The following is an 18,066-nucleotide window of genomic DNA, read 5'->3' as shown; positions in this document are numbered from 1 at the left end:
GTCCAGCCGCCCGGGCCGGGCCCAGTGCCAGGATCGGCAGGTTGTACCCTGCCGCTGCGCCCGGTGGTTGGGCCGACTCATTCGCGGCGCTTGCGGTTGGCCGCCTGGGCCGCGTTCACTACGTCGGCGCCGATCGCCGTCTCGAACTGCTGCCACACCGGGCGCATGGCCTGGCGCCAGGCGTCGCGCTGCTGGGAATCGAGGACGATTATCCGGCTCTTGCCCGAAGCCTCTATGCGCTGGCGGTCCGCCTGGTTGGCGGCTTCGGCCTGCTGGTTCACCACATAGGTCACCTCGTCGATGATGCCTTCCAGCTCCACGCGGATTCGGTGCGGCATGCCGAACCAGAAGCGCGGGTTGCTCACCAGCATGTAATCGAGCACGCCGTGGTTGGTCTCGGTGATATAGGGCTGCACGCTGTGCAGCTGCTTGCTGTAGAGGTTCGACCAGGGGTTCTCCGCCCCCTGTACCTGGCCGCTGCGCAGGGCCTCGAAGACTTCGGCGAACGGCAGCTTGCGGCTGCTGGCGCCGACCTGGTCGAACTGCGCTTCGAGGACCCGGGACGGCTGAATGCGAAAGCTCAGGCCGGCGGCATCGCCCGGCTGCAGCAGTGGCTTGCTGGCCGAGAGCTGCTTCATGCCGTTGTGCCAGTAGGCCAGGCCGACGATGTTCTGCGTCTCCATCGAGCGCAGCAGCTGGCGGCCCTTGGCACGTTTCTGGAAGCGGTTGACCGCCTCCAGGTCATCGAACAGGAAAGGCAGGTCGAAGACCTGCAACTGAGGGGTGTACTGCTCGAACTTGGCCAGCGACGGCGCCAGCATCTGCACCTGGTCGTTGCGCAGCGCCTCGAGCTCGTCGGCATCGCCATACAGCGAGGAGTTGGCATAGACCTCGACTTCGACCTGGCCAGGCAGCCGCGCCTCGACCAGCTGCTTGAACAGCTGTGCGCCCTGGCCCTTGGGCGTATTGTCGGCGACCACATGGGAGAACTTGATCAGGATGGGGGCTTGCTCCTGTCCGGCATTGGCCAAGGTGCAGCTGAACGCCAGGGCGCAGGCGCCGATGGCGGCGATCGACTTGAACATGAAGTGTCCTTTCTTGTTAGGAGTTCCAGTGAACGACCCGGCCGTCAACCGGGGTGGTCATCCGTGATTCGGCCAAGCGGCGTTGGCCGCTGCTGGCACGCGTGGCGCGGCGGGCTGTCGCAAACCCTGTGCCAAGCGCCGCGCTGGGCGCGTGCTCAGGTGTGTCGGGCAAAGGGCTGTGACGCGGTTCACAGAGGGTGGCGGTGTACCGCCACCGGCGCTTCGGCAATAGGCGGAAACTCGCTCGTTGCCGTCGGCCACCACGGCGAGGGCCGCGCGGCGGCCTGCGTGGCAGGACGGCCGGTCGCACAGGATCGGCGAATGGCGGCTATACCAGAGAAAAGGCCCGGGGCGATGCGGGCGCTCGCCGCGTACCGGGTTTGCAGCTGGTCCGAGCCACAGGAGTTGCCATGTCAAAAGTAGCCATAGTCACTGGCGCCTCGCGGGGCATAGGCGCGGCCGTCGCCAAACGCCTGGCCGCCGACGGTATCCGGGTAGTGGTCAACTACAGTTCACGGCCGGCGGAAGCCGAGCAGGTGGTGCGCGATATCGTCAAGGCGGGCGGCAAGGCCTATGCGGTGCTCGCCGACATCAGCGACCCGGTGGCGGTCGAGGCCCTGTTCGACCAGGCCGAAATGAAATACGGCGGCGTCGACATCCTGATCAACAACGCCGGGGTGATCCAGCCCGGCATGGTCGACCTGGCCGACAGCGACGATGCGCTGTACCAGAAGATCTTCGCGATCAACACCAAGGGCACCTTCAACACCCTGCGCCTGGCGGCCAGGCACCTGCGCGAGTGCGGGCGCATCGTCAACTTTTCGACCAGCGTGATCGGCCTGGCCCTGCCCGGCTATTCGGTGTACGCCGCATCGAAGGCGGCGGTGGAGTGCTTTACCGCGATCCTGGCCAGGGAGCTGCGCGGCCGCAAGATCTGCGTCAATGCCATCGCCCCGGGGCCGACCGCGACCCGGCTGTTCCTCGACGGCAAGAGCGCCGAACAGATAGAGCGCCTGGCCAAGCAGCCGCCGCTGGAGCGGCTGGGTACCCCGGAGGACATCGCCAACACGGTGGCCTTCCTGGTCGGCGAGGAGGGGGGCTGGGTCAACGGCCAGGTGCTGCGGGTCAATGGTGGTATCGTCTGAACGACCCTCGATCGCAGCAGGTTTGGCCCGAGGGCCGGAGAATTGCCATGCCGACGCCCCGTCTTGTTCGTGCCGTACTCTTCTCGCTGTCACTGTCGATGCCGGTGATGGCCGGTGCGGAAACGGTTCGCCTGGCCAATGGCGAGTGGGCGCCCTATATGTCGCAGACGCTCAGGCATGCCGGCGTCATGTCGCATATCGTCGAAGAGGCCTTTGCCCGCCAGGGTATCCAGGTCGAGTACAGTTTCTCGCCCTGGAAGCGGGCCTACGAAGACGCTAGGCACGGCCGGGCCGATGGCACCCTGATCTGGGGGCGCACGGATGAGCGCGAAGCCGAATTCCTGCTCAGCGACCCGGTGATCGAACTGAATACGGTGTTGTTCTATGCCACGGACCAGGGCTTCGACTGGAGCGATACGGCCAGTCTGAGCGACAAGACCCTGGGCGGCGTGATCGGCTACTCCTATGGCGTCGATGCCGAGGAGCGGGCCGGTCTGCTCAAGATCGAGCGCATTGCGGTGCCCGAGGGCAACTACGCCAAGTTGCTGCAGGGGCGCATCGATGCGGTCCTCGAGGATCTGGACGTGGGCCTGGACAGCATTGCCAAGCTCGGTCTCGGCGACAAGATCACGTACCACCCGAAGCCCATCTTGGAACGACCTTACTTCCTCCTGATGAACAGGATAAATCCGGCCAACCCCGCCTATCTGGAGGCTTTCAACAAGGGCCTCAAAGCCCTGCGCGCCGATGGCAGCTACAGGCGCATGCTCGATGCCTCGCGGGCCGGCGAGTACCGCCAATAAGGCGCAGGTCGCTGTACAGCGCCCAACCCTGCGTCAGTTCGGCGGCTCGAAACAAAAAAAGCCCCACGACCGGGAGCGGCATCGTGGGGCTGGAAAAGGTTGGCGAGCGACACCAACCAAGGAGAGGGGATCGTTCAGGCGCTGGGCTGCGAGCCACCGGGGTGCCGGCCACCGGGGTGCCGACCACCGGTCTGCCAGCCACCACCCAGGGCCTTGTAGATCGCGACTATGCCGCGGTACAGCTCGACCTCTGCCTGGGCCTGGGCATCTTCGGCGGCCAGGCGTTCGCGCTCGGCGTCCAGCAGCACCAGGAAGTCCACCGTGCCCTCGCGGTAGCGCACGGCGGCCTGCTGCGCCGCGGCGCGGCTGGCTTCGGACTGGCGCACCCGGGCGAGCAGGCGCTGCTGGCGCTTGCCGTAGTCGCTGAAGGCGTTCTCGGACTCCTCCAGGGCCAGCAGCACCTGCTGTTCATAGTTGGCCAGGGCGCCGTCGGCCTCGGCTTCGGCGCCGCGCAGACGGGCGCGCACGCTGCCCAGGTCGAAGGCCGCCCAGCTGATGCTCGGCGCCACGCCCCAGGCGCGCGCCGCCGAGGCGCCGAGCTGCGAGCCGCGCCCGGCGGTGAAGCCGAGGAAACCGCTGAGGCTGACCCGCGGGAACAGGTCGGCGGTGGCCACGCCGATAGTGGCGGTGGCCGCCGCCAGCTGGCGTTCGGCCGCCTGCACGTCCGGCCGCCGGCGCAGCAGCTCGGCCGGGTCGCCGATCGGCAGGGCCTTGGAGATCGCCGGCAGTGGCTGCGCCGATAGATCCACGCCGAGCTGCTGCGGACGTTGACCGAGCAGGGTGGCGATACGGTTGCGCGCGCGCAGCTGTTCGGCCTGCAGCTGCGGCAGGCTGGCCTCGGTGGCGGCCAGACGCGCGTCGCTGCGCAGCACGTCCAGCTCGCTGCCGACTCCGGCATCGCGCAGCTGCTCGGTGATGCCGCGCGACTCGCGCTGGTTGTGCAAATTGTCGCGGGCAATTCGTTCCCTGAGCTGCGCGCCGCGCAGGTTGCCGTAGGCGTCCACCAGTTCGGCGATCAGGCTGACCTGCAGTTGCAGGTAATCGGCCTCGGCTACCTCGATCTGCGCCTCGCTGGCTTCGATCTGGCGCTGGATGCGGCCGAACAGGTCGAGTTCCCAGGCCATGTCCAGACCCAGGTCGTAGCGTTCGCTGCGCACCCGCTGCTCGCTCACGCCGGGCTGCTGGGCCTTGCCGAACGCGCCGCTGGCGCGGCTGGTGACGGTGGGCAGGCTGTCGTTGGCGGCGTCATCGCGGATCGCGCGGGCGGCGCTCAGGCGGGCGAAGGCCACGCGCAGCTCGCGGTTGTCCTGCAGCGAGCGTTCGACCAGCTGGTTCAGGGTCGGGTCGTCGAACTGCTGCCACCACAGTGCCTCGAAGCGCGAGCGGTCATAGGCGCTGGCCACGGCGCTGGCCAGCTCGGCCGCTGCGGTGGCCGGAGTTCGGTAGTCCGGGCCGACGGCGCAGGCGGCCAACATCAAAGCGGGAACGAGGGCGAGCAGGGCGGGGATGAACGGCTTCATGCCGGCACCTCCTGTGCCCGCAGGGCTTTGCTGGCCGCGCGTTTCTCCACCAGCGCGCGGATCAGCACATAGAACAGCGGGGTCAGCAACAGGCCGAAGAAGGTCACCCCGAGCATCCCGCTGAACACCGCCACGCCCATGGCATGGCGCATCTCGGCGCCGGCCCCGGACGACAGCACCAGCGGCACCACACCCATGATGAAGGCCAGGCTGGTCATCAGGATCGGGCGCAAGCGCAGGCGGCAGGCCTCGAGCACCGCGGCCACGCGGTCCAGCCCTTGTTCCTGCTTCTCCTTGGCGAACTCGACGATCAGGATGGCGTTCTTGCACGCCAGGCCCACCAGCACGATCAGGCCGATCTGGGTGAAGATGTTGTTGTCGCCGCCGGACAGGATCACCCCACTGATGGCCGAGAACAGTACGGTCGGCACGATCAGGATCACCGCCAGCGGCAGGCTCCAGCTCTCGTACTGGGCGGCCAGGACCAGGAAGGCCAGCAGCACGCAGAGCGGGAAGATGAAGACCGCACTGTTGCCGGCGAGGATCTGCTGGTAGGTCAGGTCGGTCCACTCGAAGGTCATGCCGTTGGGCAACTCCTCGTCGAGCAGCCTGGCGATGGCCGCCTCGGCCTGGCCGGAGCTGTAGCCGGGCGCCGCCGCACCGTTGATCTCGGCGGTGAGAAAGCCGTTGTAGTGCATCACCCGGTCCGGGCCGGAGCTGTCTTCGACCTTGACGAAGGTCGCCAGCGGGATCATCTCGCCGCGGTTGTTGCGCACCTTGAGCTGGCCGATCTGCTCGGGCTCCAGGCGGAACTGCTGGTCGGCCTGGACGTTGACCTGGTAGGTGCGGCCGAAGCGGTTGAAGTCGTTGGCATACAGCGAGCCCAGGTACACCTGCAGGGTGTCGAAGATGTCGCTGATGGCTACGCCGTGGGTCTTGGCCTTGTCGCGGTCGAGGCTGGCATCGACCTGCGGCACGTTGACCTGGTAGCTGGTGAACAGCGACATGGGGTTCAGCTCCGGCAATTGCCGGGCCTTGTTGAGGATGTTCTGGGTCTGCTGGTACAGCGCCTCGTAGCCCAGGTTGCCACGGTCCTCCAGCTGCAGGCGGAAACCGCCAATGGTCCCCAGCCCCTGCACCGGGGGTGGCGGGAAGATGGCGATGTAGGCGTCCTGGATCTCGGCGAACTGCTGGTTCAGCTCGGCCGCGATGGCACCGGCGCTCATGCTCGGGTCCTTGCGCTCGTCGAACGGCTTGAGCGGGGTGAAGACGATGCCGCTGTTGGGGCTGTTGGTGAAACCATTGATCGACAGGCCCGGGAAGGCCACGGTGTTCTCCACGCCCGGATGCTTGGCGGCGATATCCGACATGCGCTTGATCACGTCCTCGGTACGGTCCAGGGTGGCGGCGTCCGGCAGCTGGGCGAAGGCCACCAGGTACTGCTTGTCCTGCTGTGGTACGAAGCCGGTCGGGGTGCTGGCGAAGCCCAGGTAGCCCAGGCCCAGCAGGCCGGCGTAGACGAACAGGGCGATGCCGCTGCCGCGCAGCACGCGCTTGACGGTGCCGACGTAGCCGTGGCTGGCACGGTCGAACAGGCGGTTGAACGGGGCGAACAGCCAGGCGCCGAACAGCTTGTCGAGCAGCCGGGAGAAGCCGTCCTTGGGCGCCTGGTGATCCTTGAGCAGGACCGCGGCCAGGGCCGGCGACAGGGTCAGCGAGTTGAACGCGCTGATCACCGTGGAGATGGCGATGGTCAGGGCGAACTGCTGGTAGAACTGCCCGGACAGGCCGGAAATGAACGCAGTCGGCACAAACACCGCGCACAGCACCAGGGCGGTGGCGACAATCGGCCCGGTGACCTCCTTCATCGCCTGGCGGGTGGCCTCCACCGGTGATTTGCCCAGGCCGATGTTGCGCTCGACGTTCTCCACCACGACGATGGCGTCGTCCACCACGATGCCGATGGCCAGCACCAGGCCGAACAGCGACAGGGCGTTGAGCGAGAAGCCGAACAAGTGCATCACCGCGAAGGTGCCGATCAGCGACACCGGCACCGCTGCCAGTGGGATGATCGAGGCGCGCCAGGTCTGCAGGAACAGGATCACCACCAGCACCACCAGGACGATGGCCTCGAGCAGGGTGTGCACCACCGCCTCGATCGAGCCGCGGACGAAGATGGTCGGGTCGTAGACGATCTCGTAGTCCACGCCCTGGGGGAAGTTCTGCTTCAGTTCGGCCATGCGCGCACGCACCGCATCGGAGATCTCGATGGCGTTCGAACCGGGTCGCTGGAACACCGGGATGGCCACCGCCGGCTTGTTGTTCAGCAGCGAACGCAGGGCGTACTGGCTGGAGCCCAGCTCGATGCGGGCGATGTCCTTGAGGCGGGTGATCTCGCCGTTGTCGCCGGCGCGGATGATGATGTTCTCGAACTCCTCCTCGCTGACCAGGCGGCCCTGGGTGTTGATCGACAGCTGGAAGCCGTTGCCGGCGTCGGAGGGCGGCGCGCCGAGGGAACCGGCGGCGACCTGGCGATTCTGCTCGCGGATCGCGGCGACCACGTCGCTGGCGGTGAGGCCCCGCGAGGCCACCTTGTTCGGGTCGAGCCACACCCGTAGCGAGTAGTTGCCCATGCCGAACAGCTGAACATCGCCGACCCCGTCCAGGCGTGCCAGCTCGTCCTTGACGTTGAGCGCGGCGTAGTTGGACAGGTAGAGCATGTCGTAGCGGTCGTCCGGCGAGGTCAGGTGCACGACCATGGTCAGGTCGGGCGAGGCCTTGTCGACGGTCACCCCGAGGCGCTGCACCTCGGTGGGCAGGGTCGGCATGGTGCGGGTCACGCGGTTCTGCACCTGCACCTGGGCGTTGTCCAGATCGGTGCCCAGGGCGAAGGTGATGGTCAGGCTCAGCTTGCCGTCGGCAGTGGACTGCGACGACATGTAGAGCATGCCCTCGACCCCGGTGATCGCCTGCTCCAGCGGCGAGGCCACGGTCTCGCCGATGACCTTGGGGTTGGCCCCGGGGAAGCTGGCGTGCACCACCACGGTGGGCGGCACCACTTCCGGGTACTCGCTGATCGGCAGCTGGAACAGCGAGATGGCCCCGCCGATCAGGATGATCAGCGACAGCACCGCGGCGAAGATCGGCCGCTGAATGAAGAATTGCGAGAAGTTCATCGTCGATTACCTGTTAGCCGCGTGGCGCGGTGGAAAGCGGGGCGGCGTGGTCGGCGACCCGCTGCGCATCGCGTCGTTCCACCGCCTGACGCTGGCGGGCGAGGGTGGCCAGGGTTGCGGCATCGGCCATCGGCACCTCCTGCGGATCGACCGGCGCGCCGGGCAGGGCGCGCTGCAGGCCGTTGACCACGACCTTTTCGCCCTCGCTCAGGCCGCTGCGGACGATACGCAGGCCCGCAACCTTGGGCCCCAGTTCGATGGCCCGGTAGGCGACGCTGTTGTCTTCACCCAGCACCAGGACGAACTTCTTGCCCAGGTCGGTGCCCACGGCGATGTCCTGAATCAGGGTGGCGTCGTAGGTGGCGCTGCCGACCAGCTTGAGCCGGGCATAGAGCCCGGGGGTGAAGCGCCCATCGGCGTTGTCGAATACCGCGCGGCCACGGATGGTGCCGGTCTGCGGGTTGACCTGGTTGTCGAGGAAGTCCAGCTGGCCCAGGTGCGGATGGCCGTCCTCGTTGCTCAGGCCGAGGTACACCGGGCTGGCGCCACGGGCATCGCTGCCCGCCTGCCGCGCCAGCTCCAGGTACTTGAGGAACACCCGCTCGTCGGCGTCGAAGTAGGCGTAGACCTGGTCGGTGCTGACCAGGCGGGTGAGCAGGCTCTGGCCAGCGCTGACCAGGTTGCCGGCGGTGATCTCGGCGCGGCTGACCCGGCCGTCGATCGGCGCGGTGACGCGGGTGAAGCTGAGGTTGAGGCGGGCGTTGTCCAGCTGCGCCTGGATCCCGGCGACGGCCGCCTGGGCTTCGGCCGCGGCGCTGGCACGGGCATCGGCCAGTTCGGCGGAAATCGCGTTGCTCTGGCGCAGGCGTTCGCCGCGGCGCGCTTCGCTGGCGGCACGGGTCTGCGCGGCGCGGGCCTGCTGCAGCTGGGCTTCGAGGCGCTTGACCTCGGCCTGGAACGGCCGTGGGTCGATCTGGAACAGCAGGTCACCCTGCTTGACCAGGCTGCCTTCGGTGAAGGCGACCCGGTCGATGAAGCCGGAGACGCGCGGGCGGATCTCCACCGATTCGGGGGCCTCCAGGCGCCCGGTGAACTCGTCCCATTCGTTGAGCGGCTGGGCGATGACTTCGGCCACGCTGACCTTGGGTGCGGGCATCTGTTGGGTGGCTTGTGGCTCCTGGCCGCAGGCACTGAGCAGCAGGGTCGCGGCCAGCGCCAGGGGCAGGTGCCAGAGGTGGGGGTTCGGCTGTTCCATGGGTAATTCCGCCAGTCGGTTTTATCGATGGGCGGAGTCTGCGCGGCGAGCGGGCGCGGGACGAATCGAACGCCGCGAAGTTAAATATCATCGGCAATGATGATGGGGGCTGTTGTATCAGTTGCGGATGATGGTCGTGGGCGCCCGGACCATGCAGGGATTACAGGCTGTCCGGGTCGCCGACGAACATCTGGATGCGCGAGCGCAGCCAGCGCTCGGCGGGGTCGTTGTCCTGGGCGCCGCGCCAGGCCATGTGCAGCTCGAAGGTCTGGGTCTCCAGCGGCAGGTCCTCGGCGCGCAGGCCGCCGGCGGCGGTCAGTGCGGCGGCGGTGTAGTCGGGCACACTGGCGACGATGTCGGTGCCGCTGAGCAGCGGGCCGAGGCCGTTGAACTGCGGTACGGCCAGCACCACCCGCCGCTTGCGGCCTATTTTTTCCAGCTCGCGGTCGATAAAGCCGCCCAGGTCGCCGGCGAAGGACACCAGGGCATGGGGGCGGGCGCAGTAGTCGTCGAGGCTCAGAGGGCCGGGGATGCTGTCGGCGCGCAGCAACTTGGCCTTGCTACGGCGCATCACCTTGCGCTTGGCGTTGGCCGGCAATTCGTCCGTGTAGCTGACCCCTACGGATATCTCGCCGGACGCCAGCAGGCCCGGCATCAACAGGTAGTTGGTGCGACGGATCACCAGCACCACCCCCGGCGCCTCGGCGCGCAGGCGCTTGATCAGCGGCGGCAGCAAACCGAACTCGACGTCGTCGGACAGGCCGATGCGAAACACCGCGTTGCTGGTGGCCGGGTCGAAGTCGGCGGCGCGGCTGACCGCGGTGGAGATCGAGTCCAGTGCCGGCGAGAGCAGGGCGAAGATTTCCTGGGCCCGCGCCGTGGGCTCCATGCTGCGGCCGGTGCGGACGAACAGCGGATCGTCGAACAGATTGCGCAGGCGCGCCAGGGCGGCGCTGATCGCCGGCTGGCCGAGAAACAGCTTTTCCGCCGCGCGGGTCACGCTGCGCTCGTGCATCAGGGTTTCGAACACGACCAGCAGGTTGAGATCGACTCGGCGGAGATCGTTGCGGTTCATCCGGTGTCCATTCTGGAGAGTTGGCGCGGCAGGCGGCGGCCTTCAGGCTAATGCCGATTTGCCTCGCTAGGCAATATCAGCCGCGGCTCTGTTGATGATTGGCCGGATTATTATCATCCACAGGCATGGTGAATATCAGGCCCGGCTGGTGGTATTGCCGATAAAGCCCGGATAAAGTCGAGGGCAATAAGGGGTCAACCGACGAGGTTTGCGATGTCCCGCATCATCCGTTTTCATCAATTCGGCGCCGCCGACGTGCTCAAGGTCGAAGAGCGCGCGGACCCAGCGCCCGGCGCCGGCGAGGTGCTGATCGGCGTCGAAGCCGTAGGTGTCAGCTGGTACGACGTGCTCTGGCGGCAGAACCTGGCCAATCTTCCGGTGCAGTTGCCGGCGGGGCTGGGGCATGAGCTGGCCGGCACCGTGCTGGCGGTGGGACCCGGTGTCGAGGATCTCGCGGTGGGTGACCGGGTGGCCGGTTTTCCGGGGCACAGTGCCAATCGCTATCCGGCCTATGCCGAGCAGGCGGTGCTGCCACGCACCTCGCTGACCCGCTACCCGGATAGCCTGAGCCCGCAGCAGGCCTGCGTGCACTACCTGCCGTCGCTGGTCGGCTGGTTCGGCTTCGTCGAGCTGGCGCGCCTCAAGCCCGGTGAGACCGTGCTGGTGACCGATGCCAGCCGTTGCTGGGGCCCCTATATCGTGCAGATGGGCAAGGCCCTGGGGGCGCGGGTGATCGCCGCCAGCGAGGATGCCGAGGACGTCGACTTCCTGCGCGAACTGGGTGCCGAGCAGGTCATCCTCACCGAAGAGCAGGACCTGGTCAGCCGGGTCGGCAAGCTTACCGATGGACGCGGCGTGGACATCGTCATGGACGCCCTCGGCGGCCCGCAGATGTGCCTGCTCGGCGATGCCCTGGCGCCCCGCGGGCGCCTGGTGCTGTATGGCCTGCAGGGCGGCAACGAGACGCCGTTTCCGGCCTGTGCGGCGTTCCAGAAGAACATCCAGTTCTTCGTCCACTGCGTCAGCAACTTCACCGGCAAGGAAGAGCTGGGCATTCCCCAGGATCGCGAGGCGGTGGCCAAGGCCCTGCAGGGCATCAACCAGCTGACGCGCGACGGCCAGTTGCGTCCGCTGATCGCCAAGACGTTCCCCTTCGACCAGGCCGTCGAGGCCCACCGCCTGATGGAAACCTGTCCGAAACGCGGTCGCCTGGTGCTTGATCTCTCCTGATCCGACGCTCGGCTTGCCTGCGCTCCTGTGGCCATGGATCGGCCTGCCATGGGTTGAGATCGCAGACTCGCTTCGGGCTGAGCAGGTCGCCTGGCCGTCGCGGTGCAGCTCTTCGAACAGTTGCTGAACGCCACCTCGATGTTCAATCACAGCAAGCTGCGCCTGCCACCAGGCTCTGCCCTGTGGCTATCAGTCGCAGAGCCAGCCTTGCTAGCGCCGCGAAATGGACCCGCCGGCGGATTGTCCGGTGCAGGGGCGTGGGCTAGACTGCGCCGCATGAAACCACACCTGCGCCTGTTTCTGCTCCTGCTACTGAGCTTCGCGCTTCCCTTGAACGGGATGGCGAGCATGGGCGCATTTGTCGAGCCATGCCCGATGGAGCAGCAGGACCTCGCCATGGCCGACATGGAACATGCCTGCTGCGACCAGCAGATGGAACAACCGGCCGCCGGCAAGACCTGCAAGTCCGGCCAGGAGTGCAAGACCGGCTGTACCTTGCAAGTCTGCGTCATAAAATCCTCGATCGAGCCTTCGGCCCAGACCGTCCCCTCGTATTCCCTCGATTTCGTTCCCGTCCCGACGCCGTTCGGCGTCTGGCGCCCCCCCCGCGCCTGATTCCCGTCCCTAGCTGAGCTGCGTTTCGCCCTTTGCCGGCGAGACGTTGTGCGCGCGCCCGTCTGGGTGTGCGCCGGATCATCCACAGGAATCGTGACCATGAAACTCCGACGCTTTGGGCGCCCAGGCCTGGCCGCCCTCACAGTGTGCGCGCTGGCCGCGCCCGGCCTGGCCGCCGCCCTGACCCTGGACGAGGCCCTGCGCCGCGCCGAACGCGACGCCCCGTCGCTGGCCGCCCAGGTGGCCAACCGCGAGGCCGCTACCCAGGCGGCCATTCCCGCCGGCGAACTGCCGGACCCCAAGCTGGCCCTGGGCCTGCAAAACGTGCCCATTGAGGGCGACGACCGCTGGCGACTCGGTCGCGAGCCGATGACCATGCAGATGGTCGGGGTCATGCAGGAGGTGCCCAATCGCGCCAAGCGCCGCGCCCGGGTCGACGCCGCCCAGGCGGGCATCGACAGTGCCGGCGCGCTGGAACGGATCGAGCGCCTCAGGGTGCGCCGGGAAACCGCGCTGGCCTGGATCGACGGCTTTGCCGTCGAGCAGAAACTGCAGCTGTTCCAGGCCCTCTATGAGGAGAACCGTCTGCTGGCCAAGGCCGTGCAGGCGCGCCTGGCCGGCGGCCGTGGCCAGGCGGCCGACAGCCTGGCGCCCAAGCAGGAAGCGGCGCTGCTCGCCGAGCAGGAGGATGAACTCGAACGCAGCCGTGTGCAGGCCCGTGCGGCGCTGCGCCGCTGGATCGGCGCGGCGGCCGAGGAGCCGCTGTCTGGCGCCTGGCCGAACTGGTCGGTCGATGACCTGGGCTATCGCCACAGCCTGCCACTCCACCCGGAGCTGCAGGCCTTCGACCCCATGACCGAGGAGGCACAGGCGCGCATACGCCTGGCCGAAGCCGACAAGCGGCCGGACTGGAGCTGGGAGCTGGCTTACCAGAAACGCGGCGAGGCGTTCGGCGACATGGTCTCCGTGCGCTTCAGCGTCGACCTGCCGCTGTTCGCCGCCAGCCGCCAGGATCCGCAGATCGCCGCCAAGCGCGCCGAGTTGCTGCGCCTGGAGGCCGAGCGCGAAGCCCTGAGCCGCGATCACGCTCAACAACTGGACGACGACCTGGCCGAGTACCGCCGCCTGGAACGCGCCCTGGAGCGCAGCCGGCAGACCCTGGTGCCGCTGGCCGCGGAGAAGGTGCGCCTGGCGCTGGCCGACTACCGTGCCGGCAGCGGCGAGCTGATGACGCTGGTGGCTGCGCGCCGTGAACTCATCGAGGCGCGCCTGAAACAGATCGACTTTGCCCAAGCGCGCGCGCTGACCAGCGCCCGCCTGTATTTCGCCTACGGAGATGGCAGCCAATGAATGCTCGAATTTGCAAAGGCGCGGTGCTGACCGCCCTGGCGCTCGCGATTGGCGCGGCCGGCGGCTACTGGTTCGCCCAAGCGCCCAGGCACGCCGAACCTGAGCCGGCCAAGGCTGAGCAGGTCCCGGCCCAGGAACAGCGCGAAGTGCTCTACTGGTACGACCCCATGGTCCCGCAACAGAAGTTCGACCAGCCCGGCAAGTCGCCCTTCATGGACATGCAGCTGGTCCCGCGCTATGCGGACGAATCGGGCGACAGCGCGGCGGTCAGCATCGACCCGAGCGTCACCCAGAACCTCGGCATGCGCCTGACCAGCGTCTCCCGCGAGAGCCTGGCCAGCGAGCTGGAGGCGTTCGGCAGCCTGACCTTCAACAGTCGCGACGTCGCGCTGGTGCAGGCGCGCAGCGGCGGCTTCGTCGAGCGCGTCTACCGCCGTGCGCCCGAAGACCTGCTGGCGGCCGGCGACCCGCTGGTCGACCTGCTGGTGCCCGAATGGACGGCCGTCCAGGAGGAGTTCCTGGCTCTGCGCGATCTCGGCGATACGGCGCTGCTGGCGGCGGCGCGTCAGCGCCTGCGCCTGGCCGGCATGCCGCAGCGGTTGATCGAGCGGGTCGAGCGCAGCGGCAAGGTCCAGCCGCTCTGGACGGTGACCAGCCCGATCGCCGGCGTCCTGCAGGTGCTCGACGTGCGCGAAGGCATGACCCTGGCCGCCGGCCAATCGCTGGCCCGCATCAACGGCCTGAGCAGCGTCTGGCTCGAGGTGGCGGTGCCCGAGGCGCAAACCACCGGGGTCAGCCTGGGCCAGAAGGTCGAGGCCCGCCTGCCGGCGTTTCCGGGCGAGGTGCTGGACGGCAAGGTCGGCGCCTTGCTGCCGCAAGCCAACCTGGACAGCCGCACGGTCCGCCTGCGGGTCGAGCTGGACAACACCGATGGCCGGCTGCGACCGGGGATGAGCGCCCAGGTGCGGCTGACGCGCCCGAGCGAGCAGAGCGCGCTGTTCGTGCCCAACGAGGCGGTGATCCGTACCGGCCGCCGCGCCCTGGTGATGCTGGCCGAGGCCGAGGGTCGCTACCGTCCGGTGGAGATTCGCCTGGGCCGGGAGTTCGCCGACAAGGTCGAGGTGCTGCAGGGCCTGGAGGAGGGCCAGCAGGTGGTCGCCTCGGGGCAGTTCCTGCTCGACTCCGAGGCCAGCCTGCGCGGCGTGCAGGCCCAGGCGCTCGGGCAGCCGATGCCGATGGCGCAGCCGGCGCTGCACGAGTCCGAAGGGCGCATCGATGCCATCGACGAGGACGGGCTGCTGCTCACCCATGGGCCGTTCAAGACCCTCGGCATGCCGGGCATGACCATGACCTTCCCGTTGGCCGATCCGGCCCTGGGCGAGGGCCTGGAAGTCGGCGACCGGGTGCGTTTCGGCGTGCGCGAGACGGATGACGGGCTGCTGATCGAACGCCTGCACAAGCTGGAGGTGCAGCCATGATCGCCGCCCTGATCCGCTGGTCGGTGGCCAACCGCTTCCTGGTACTGCTGGCCACCCTGTTCGCCGTCGGCTGGGGCGTCTGGTCGGTACAGAGCACCGCCATCGACGCCTTGCCGGACCTGTCCGACGTGCAGGTGATCATCCGTACCCCCTATGCGGGGCAGGCGCCGCAGATCGTCGAGAACCAGGTCACCTATCCGCTGGCCACCACCATGCTCTCGGTACCGGGGGCGCGCACCGTGCGTGGTTACTCCTTCTTCGGCGACAGTTTCGTCTACGTGCTGTTCGAGAACGGCACCGACCTCTATTGGGCACGTTCGCGGGTGCTGGAGTACTTGAGTCAGGTGCAGAACCGCCTGCCCGCCGGCACTGCGCCGGCCCTGGGTCCGGACGCCACCGGGGTCGGCTGGATCTATCAGTACGCCCTGGTCGACCGCAGCGGCAGGCACGACCTGGCGCAGCTGCGCGCGCTGCAGGACTGGTTCCTCAAGTTCGAGTTGAAGACCCTGGCCAACGTTGCCGAGGTGGCCACCATCGGCGGCATGGTCAAGCAGTACCAGGTGCTGCTCGACCCGATCAAGCTGGCCAGCCGTGGCATCACCCAGCAGCAGGTCGCCGAGGCAATCGCCAAGGCTAACCAGGAAACCGGCGGCAGCGTCCTGGAACTGGCGGAAACCGAGTTCATGGTGCGTGCCTCCGGCTACCTGCAGACCCTCAACGACTTTCGCACCATCCCCCTGCGCCTGGACGCCGGCGGTGTGCCGGTGACCCTCGGTGAGGTGGCGCATGTCCAGCTCGGCCCGGAGATGCGTCGCGGCATCGCCGAGCTCGACGGCGAGGGCGAGGTGGTCGGCGGTGTGGTGGTCCTGCGCAGCGGCAAGAACGCCCGGGAGGCCATCGCCGCGGTCAAGGTCAAGCTTGAGGAGTTGAAGAAGAGCCTGCCCGAGGGGGTGGAGATCGTCACCACCTACGACCGCAGCAAGCTGATCGACCGCGCCGTGGAAAACCTCAGCCACAAGCTGATTGAGGAATTCATCGTGGTCGCCCTGGTCTGCGTCCTGTTCCTCTGGCACCTGCGTTCCTCGCTGGTGGCCATCGTCTCGCTGCCGGTCGGGGTGCTGATTGCCTTCATCGTCATGCAGCAGCAGGGGATCAACGCCAACATCATGTCCCTCGGCGGAATCGCCATCGCCATCGGCGCCATGGTCGACGCCGCGGTGGTGATGATCGAGAACGCACACAAGAAGATCGAGGCCTGGCGCGAGGAGCACCCGGGCGAGGAGCTCAAGGGCGAACATCACTGGCAGGTGATCACCGCTGCGGCGGTGGAGGTCGGCCCGGCGCTGTTCTTCTGCCTGCTGATCATCACCCTGTCGTTCATCCCGGTGTTCACCCTGCAGGCCCAGGAGGGCCGGTTGTTCGGCCCGTTGGCCTTCACCAAGACCTATGCCATGGCCGCCGCGGCCGGGCTCTCGGTGACCCTGGTGCCAGTATTGATGGGCTACTGGATTCGCGGTCGGATTCCCGATGAACAGCACAACCCGCTGAACCGCTGGCTGATCCGCCTCTACCAGCCGGCCCTGGACGCCGTATTGCGGCGGCCGAAGATTACCCTGCTGGTCGCAGTGCTGATCTTCCTCAGCGCGCTCTGGCCGATGACCCGCCTCGGCGGCGAGTTCCTGCCGCCGCTGGACGAGGGCGACCTGCTCTATATGCCCACCGCGCTGCCGGGGCTGTCCGCGCAGAAGGCCGCCCAGTTGCTGCAGCAGACCGACCGCCTGATCAAGACGGTGCCCGAGGTCGCGCGGGTGTTCGGCAAGGCGGGGCGCGCCGAGAGCGCCACCGACCCGGCGCCGCTGGAAATGTTCGAGACAACCATCCAGTTCAAGCCCCGCGAGCAGTGGCGCGAGGGCATGACCCAGGAAAAGCTGGTGGAGGAACTGGATCGCGTCGTACAGGTGCCGGGCCTGGCCAACCTGTGGATTCCACCCATCCGCAACCGCATCGACATGCTCGCCACCGGGATCAAGAGCCCGATCGGGGTCAAGGTCGCCGGCAGCGACCTGGCGCAGATCGACGCGGTCACCCAGGCGGTGGAACGGGTGGCCAAGACGGTGCCGGGTGTCGGCTCGGCCCTGGCCGAGCGCCTGACCGGCGGCCGCTATGTGGATGTGCAGATCGACCGCCAGGCCGCCGCGCGCTACGGACTGAACATCGCCGAGGTGCAGGCGATAGTCGCCGGCGCCATCGGCGGCGCGAACGTCGGCGAGACCATCGAGGGCCTGGCGCGCTTCCCGATCAGCCTGCGCTATCCACGGGAGTGGCGCGACTCGCTGGCCGGCCTGCAACAGTTGCCGATCTACACCCCGCAGGGCAGCCAGATCACCCTGGGCACCGTGGCGCAGGTCAAGATCAGCGACGGCCCGCCGATGCTCAAGAGCGAGAATGCGCGGCCCTCGGGCTGGGTCTATATCGACGTGCGTGGTCGCGACCTGGCCTCGGTGGTGGCCGATCTGCGCGCCGCCATCGATGCGCAGGTCGAGCTGCAGCCGGGCATGAGCCTGAGCTATTCGGGGCAGTTCGAGTTCCTCGAGCGGGCCAATGCCCGGCTCAAGCTGGTGGTGCCGGCCACTCTGATGATCATCTTCGTGCTGCTTTACCTGTGCTTCGCCCGCTTCGGCGAGGCCCTGCTGATCATGGCCACCCTGCCGTTCGCCCTGGTCGGAGGGGTCTGGTTCCTCTACCTGCTCGGCTACAACCTGTCGGTCGCCACTGGGGTGGGCTTTATCGCCCTGGCCGGGGTGGCCGCCGAGTTCGGCGTGATCATGCTGCTGTACCTGAAGAACGCCTGGGCCGAGCGCGAAGACGCCGGCGACAGCAGCGAGCGCGCGCTGCTCGAGGCGATCCGCGAAGGCGCGGTGCAGCGCGTGCGGCCCAAGGCCATGACCGTGGCGGTGATCATCGCCGGCCTGCTGCCGATCCTGCTCGACAGCGGCACCGGCAGCGAGGTGATGAGCCGGATCGCCGCGCCCATGGTCGGCGGCATGGTCACCGCACCGCTATTGAGTCTGTTCGTCCTGCCGGCGGCCTATCGGCTGATGCGCCGTCGGCAAACCCGGCCGCGCGCCGCCCTCGACCAGGCCCTGCCGCTGGCGGGCGACTGACAGGGGCAAGGGCCCGGGGCGGGCGGCATTGTCGCCACCCGCCCAGGCCTCAGCGCTGTGCAGTCATGCCATGCCGGTGCTCGACCGCCGCAAGGCCTTCGGCCTGTTCG

12 protein-coding genes are annotated in these 18,066 nt (G+C 67.9%); 7 read left to right on the top strand and 5 right to left on the bottom strand.

What is annotated here, in order from left to right; genetic code table 11:
* Nucleotides 1-77: 77 nt before the first annotated feature.
* The gene (locus tag AB5S05_RS18315) at nucleotides 78-1,085 is read right to left on the bottom strand and encodes a TRAP transporter substrate-binding protein (protein ID WP_369288962.1); all 1,008 of its coding nucleotides are present in this window, start codon (nucleotides 1,083-1,085) and stop codon (nucleotides 78-80) included.
* 410 nt (nucleotides 1,086-1,495) lie between these two features.
* On the opposite strand from AB5S05_RS18315, the gene AB5S05_RS18310 reads away from it, so the two are divergent.
* Nucleotides 1,496-2,230 (top strand): SDR family oxidoreductase, encoded by a 735-nt coding sequence (locus AB5S05_RS18310; RefSeq protein ID WP_369288961.1) that lies wholly within the window; start codon nucleotides 1,496-1,498, stop codon nucleotides 2,228-2,230.
* Between the two features lie 47 nt (nucleotides 2,231-2,277).
* Nucleotides 2,278-3,033 (top strand): substrate-binding periplasmic protein, encoded by a 756-nt coding sequence (locus AB5S05_RS18305; RefSeq protein ID WP_369288960.1) that lies wholly within the window; start codon nucleotides 2,278-2,280, stop codon nucleotides 3,031-3,033.
* A 134-nt stretch (nucleotides 3,034-3,167) separates the two neighbouring features.
* Here AB5S05_RS18305 and AB5S05_RS18300 read toward each other — a convergent pair whose 3' ends face one another.
* The 4 genes from AB5S05_RS18300 to AB5S05_RS18285 all read right to left on the bottom strand — a co-directional run bounded on the left by AB5S05_RS18300 (nucleotide 3,168) and on the right by AB5S05_RS18285 (nucleotide 10,119).
* Nucleotides 3,168-4,613 carry an efflux transporter outer membrane subunit gene (locus AB5S05_RS18300; RefSeq protein WP_369288959.1) on the bottom strand — a complete coding sequence of 482 codons (1,446 nt, stop codon included), beginning with the start codon at nucleotides 4,611-4,613 and terminating at the stop codon, nucleotides 3,168-3,170.
* Entirely contained in the window at nucleotides 4,610-7,789 is a 3,180-nt protein-coding gene (locus AB5S05_RS18295) for an efflux RND transporter permease subunit (RefSeq protein WP_369288958.1), read from the bottom strand. The genes AB5S05_RS18300 and AB5S05_RS18295 overlap by 4 nt, the downstream gene beginning before the upstream one ends.
* Nucleotides 7,790-7,802: 13 nt before the next feature.
* Nucleotides 7,803-9,044: a multidrug efflux RND transporter periplasmic adaptor subunit MexE gene (gene mexE, locus AB5S05_RS18290; RefSeq protein WP_369288957.1), complete on the bottom strand. Its 1,242-nt coding sequence runs from the start codon at nucleotides 9,042-9,044 to the stop codon at nucleotides 7,803-7,805.
* Nucleotides 9,045-9,204: 160 nt separating this feature from the next.
* Complete coding sequence (locus AB5S05_RS18285; protein ID WP_369288956.1) at nucleotides 9,205-10,119, bottom strand: LysR family transcriptional regulator; 915 nt, start codon at nucleotides 10,117-10,119, stop codon at nucleotides 9,205-9,207.
* Between the two features lie 213 nt (nucleotides 10,120-10,332).
* On the opposite strand from AB5S05_RS18285, the gene AB5S05_RS18280 reads away from it, so the two are divergent.
* The 5 genes from AB5S05_RS18280 (at nucleotide 10,333) to AB5S05_RS18260 (ending at nucleotide 17,956) form a co-directional block, all read left to right on the top strand.
* Nucleotides 10,333-11,349: a zinc-dependent alcohol dehydrogenase family protein gene (locus AB5S05_RS18280; RefSeq protein WP_369288955.1), complete on the top strand. Its 1,017-nt coding sequence runs from the start codon at nucleotides 10,333-10,335 to the stop codon at nucleotides 11,347-11,349.
* A 276-nt stretch (nucleotides 11,350-11,625) separates the two neighbouring features.
* The gene (locus tag AB5S05_RS18275) at nucleotides 11,626-11,964 is read left to right on the top strand and encodes a hypothetical protein (protein ID WP_369288954.1); all 339 of its coding nucleotides are present in this window, start codon (nucleotides 11,626-11,628) and stop codon (nucleotides 11,962-11,964) included.
* Between the two features lie 99 nt (nucleotides 11,965-12,063).
* On the top strand, nucleotides 12,064-13,314 hold the full coding sequence (locus AB5S05_RS18270) for a TolC family protein (RefSeq protein WP_369288953.1): 1,251 nt from the start codon (nucleotides 12,064-12,066) through the stop codon (nucleotides 13,312-13,314).
* The gene (locus tag AB5S05_RS18265) at nucleotides 13,311-14,792 is read left to right on the top strand and encodes an efflux RND transporter periplasmic adaptor subunit (RefSeq protein ID WP_369288952.1); all 1,482 of its coding nucleotides are present in this window, start codon (nucleotides 13,311-13,313) and stop codon (nucleotides 14,790-14,792) included. The genes AB5S05_RS18270 and AB5S05_RS18265 overlap by 4 nt, the downstream gene beginning before the upstream one ends.
* Nucleotides 14,789-17,956, top strand: coding sequence for an efflux RND transporter permease subunit (locus tag AB5S05_RS18260; RefSeq protein ID WP_369288951.1), 3,168 nt, complete (start codon nucleotides 14,789-14,791; stop codon nucleotides 17,954-17,956). Before AB5S05_RS18265 ends, AB5S05_RS18260 begins: the two co-directional genes overlap by 4 nt.
* Nucleotides 17,957-18,066 lie beyond the last annotated feature (110 nt).

The organism is Pseudomonas zhanjiangensis, from assembly GCF_041027545.1.
GTDB classification, from domain to species: domain Bacteria; phylum Pseudomonadota; class Gammaproteobacteria; order Pseudomonadales; family Pseudomonadaceae; genus Aquipseudomonas; species Aquipseudomonas zhanjiangensis.
Note: the sequence above shows the minus strand (reverse complement) of the source record. Positions and strands in the feature narration are given on the sequence as shown.

Coding starts and splice junctions, on each gene's coding strand:
- AB5S05_RS18270 (WP_369288953.1), top strand. CDS start 12,064: ATGAAACTCCGACGCTTTGGGCGCCCAGGCCTGGCCGCCCTCACAGTG.
- AB5S05_RS18305 (WP_369288960.1), top strand. CDS start 2,278: ATGCCGACGCCCCGTCTTGTTCGTGCCGTACTCTTCTCGCTGTCACTG.
- AB5S05_RS18265 (WP_369288952.1), top strand. CDS start 13,311: ATGAATGCTCGAATTTGCAAAGGCGCGGTGCTGACCGCCCTGGCGCTC.
- AB5S05_RS18285 (WP_369288956.1), bottom strand. CDS start 10,119: ATGAACCGCAACGATCTCCGCCGAGTCGATCTCAACCTGCTGGTCGTG.
- AB5S05_RS18315 (WP_369288962.1), bottom strand. CDS start 1,085: ATGTTCAAGTCGATCGCCGCCATCGGCGCCTGCGCCCTGGCGTTCAGC.
- AB5S05_RS18260 (WP_369288951.1), top strand. CDS start 14,789: ATGATCGCCGCCCTGATCCGCTGGTCGGTGGCCAACCGCTTCCTGGTA.
- AB5S05_RS18310 (WP_369288961.1), top strand. CDS start 1,496: ATGTCAAAAGTAGCCATAGTCACTGGCGCCTCGCGGGGCATAGGCGCG.
- AB5S05_RS18275 (WP_369288954.1), top strand. CDS start 11,626: ATGAAACCACACCTGCGCCTGTTTCTGCTCCTGCTACTGAGCTTCGCG.
- AB5S05_RS18295 (WP_369288958.1), bottom strand. CDS start 7,789: ATGAACTTCTCGCAATTCTTCATTCAGCGGCCGATCTTCGCCGCGGTG.
- mexE (WP_369288957.1), bottom strand. CDS start 9,044: ATGGAACAGCCGAACCCCCACCTCTGGCACCTGCCCCTGGCGCTGGCC.
- AB5S05_RS18300 (WP_369288959.1), bottom strand. CDS start 4,613: ATGAAGCCGTTCATCCCCGCCCTGCTCGCCCTCGTTCCCGCTTTGATG.
- AB5S05_RS18280 (WP_369288955.1), top strand. CDS start 10,333: ATGTCCCGCATCATCCGTTTTCATCAATTCGGCGCCGCCGACGTGCTC.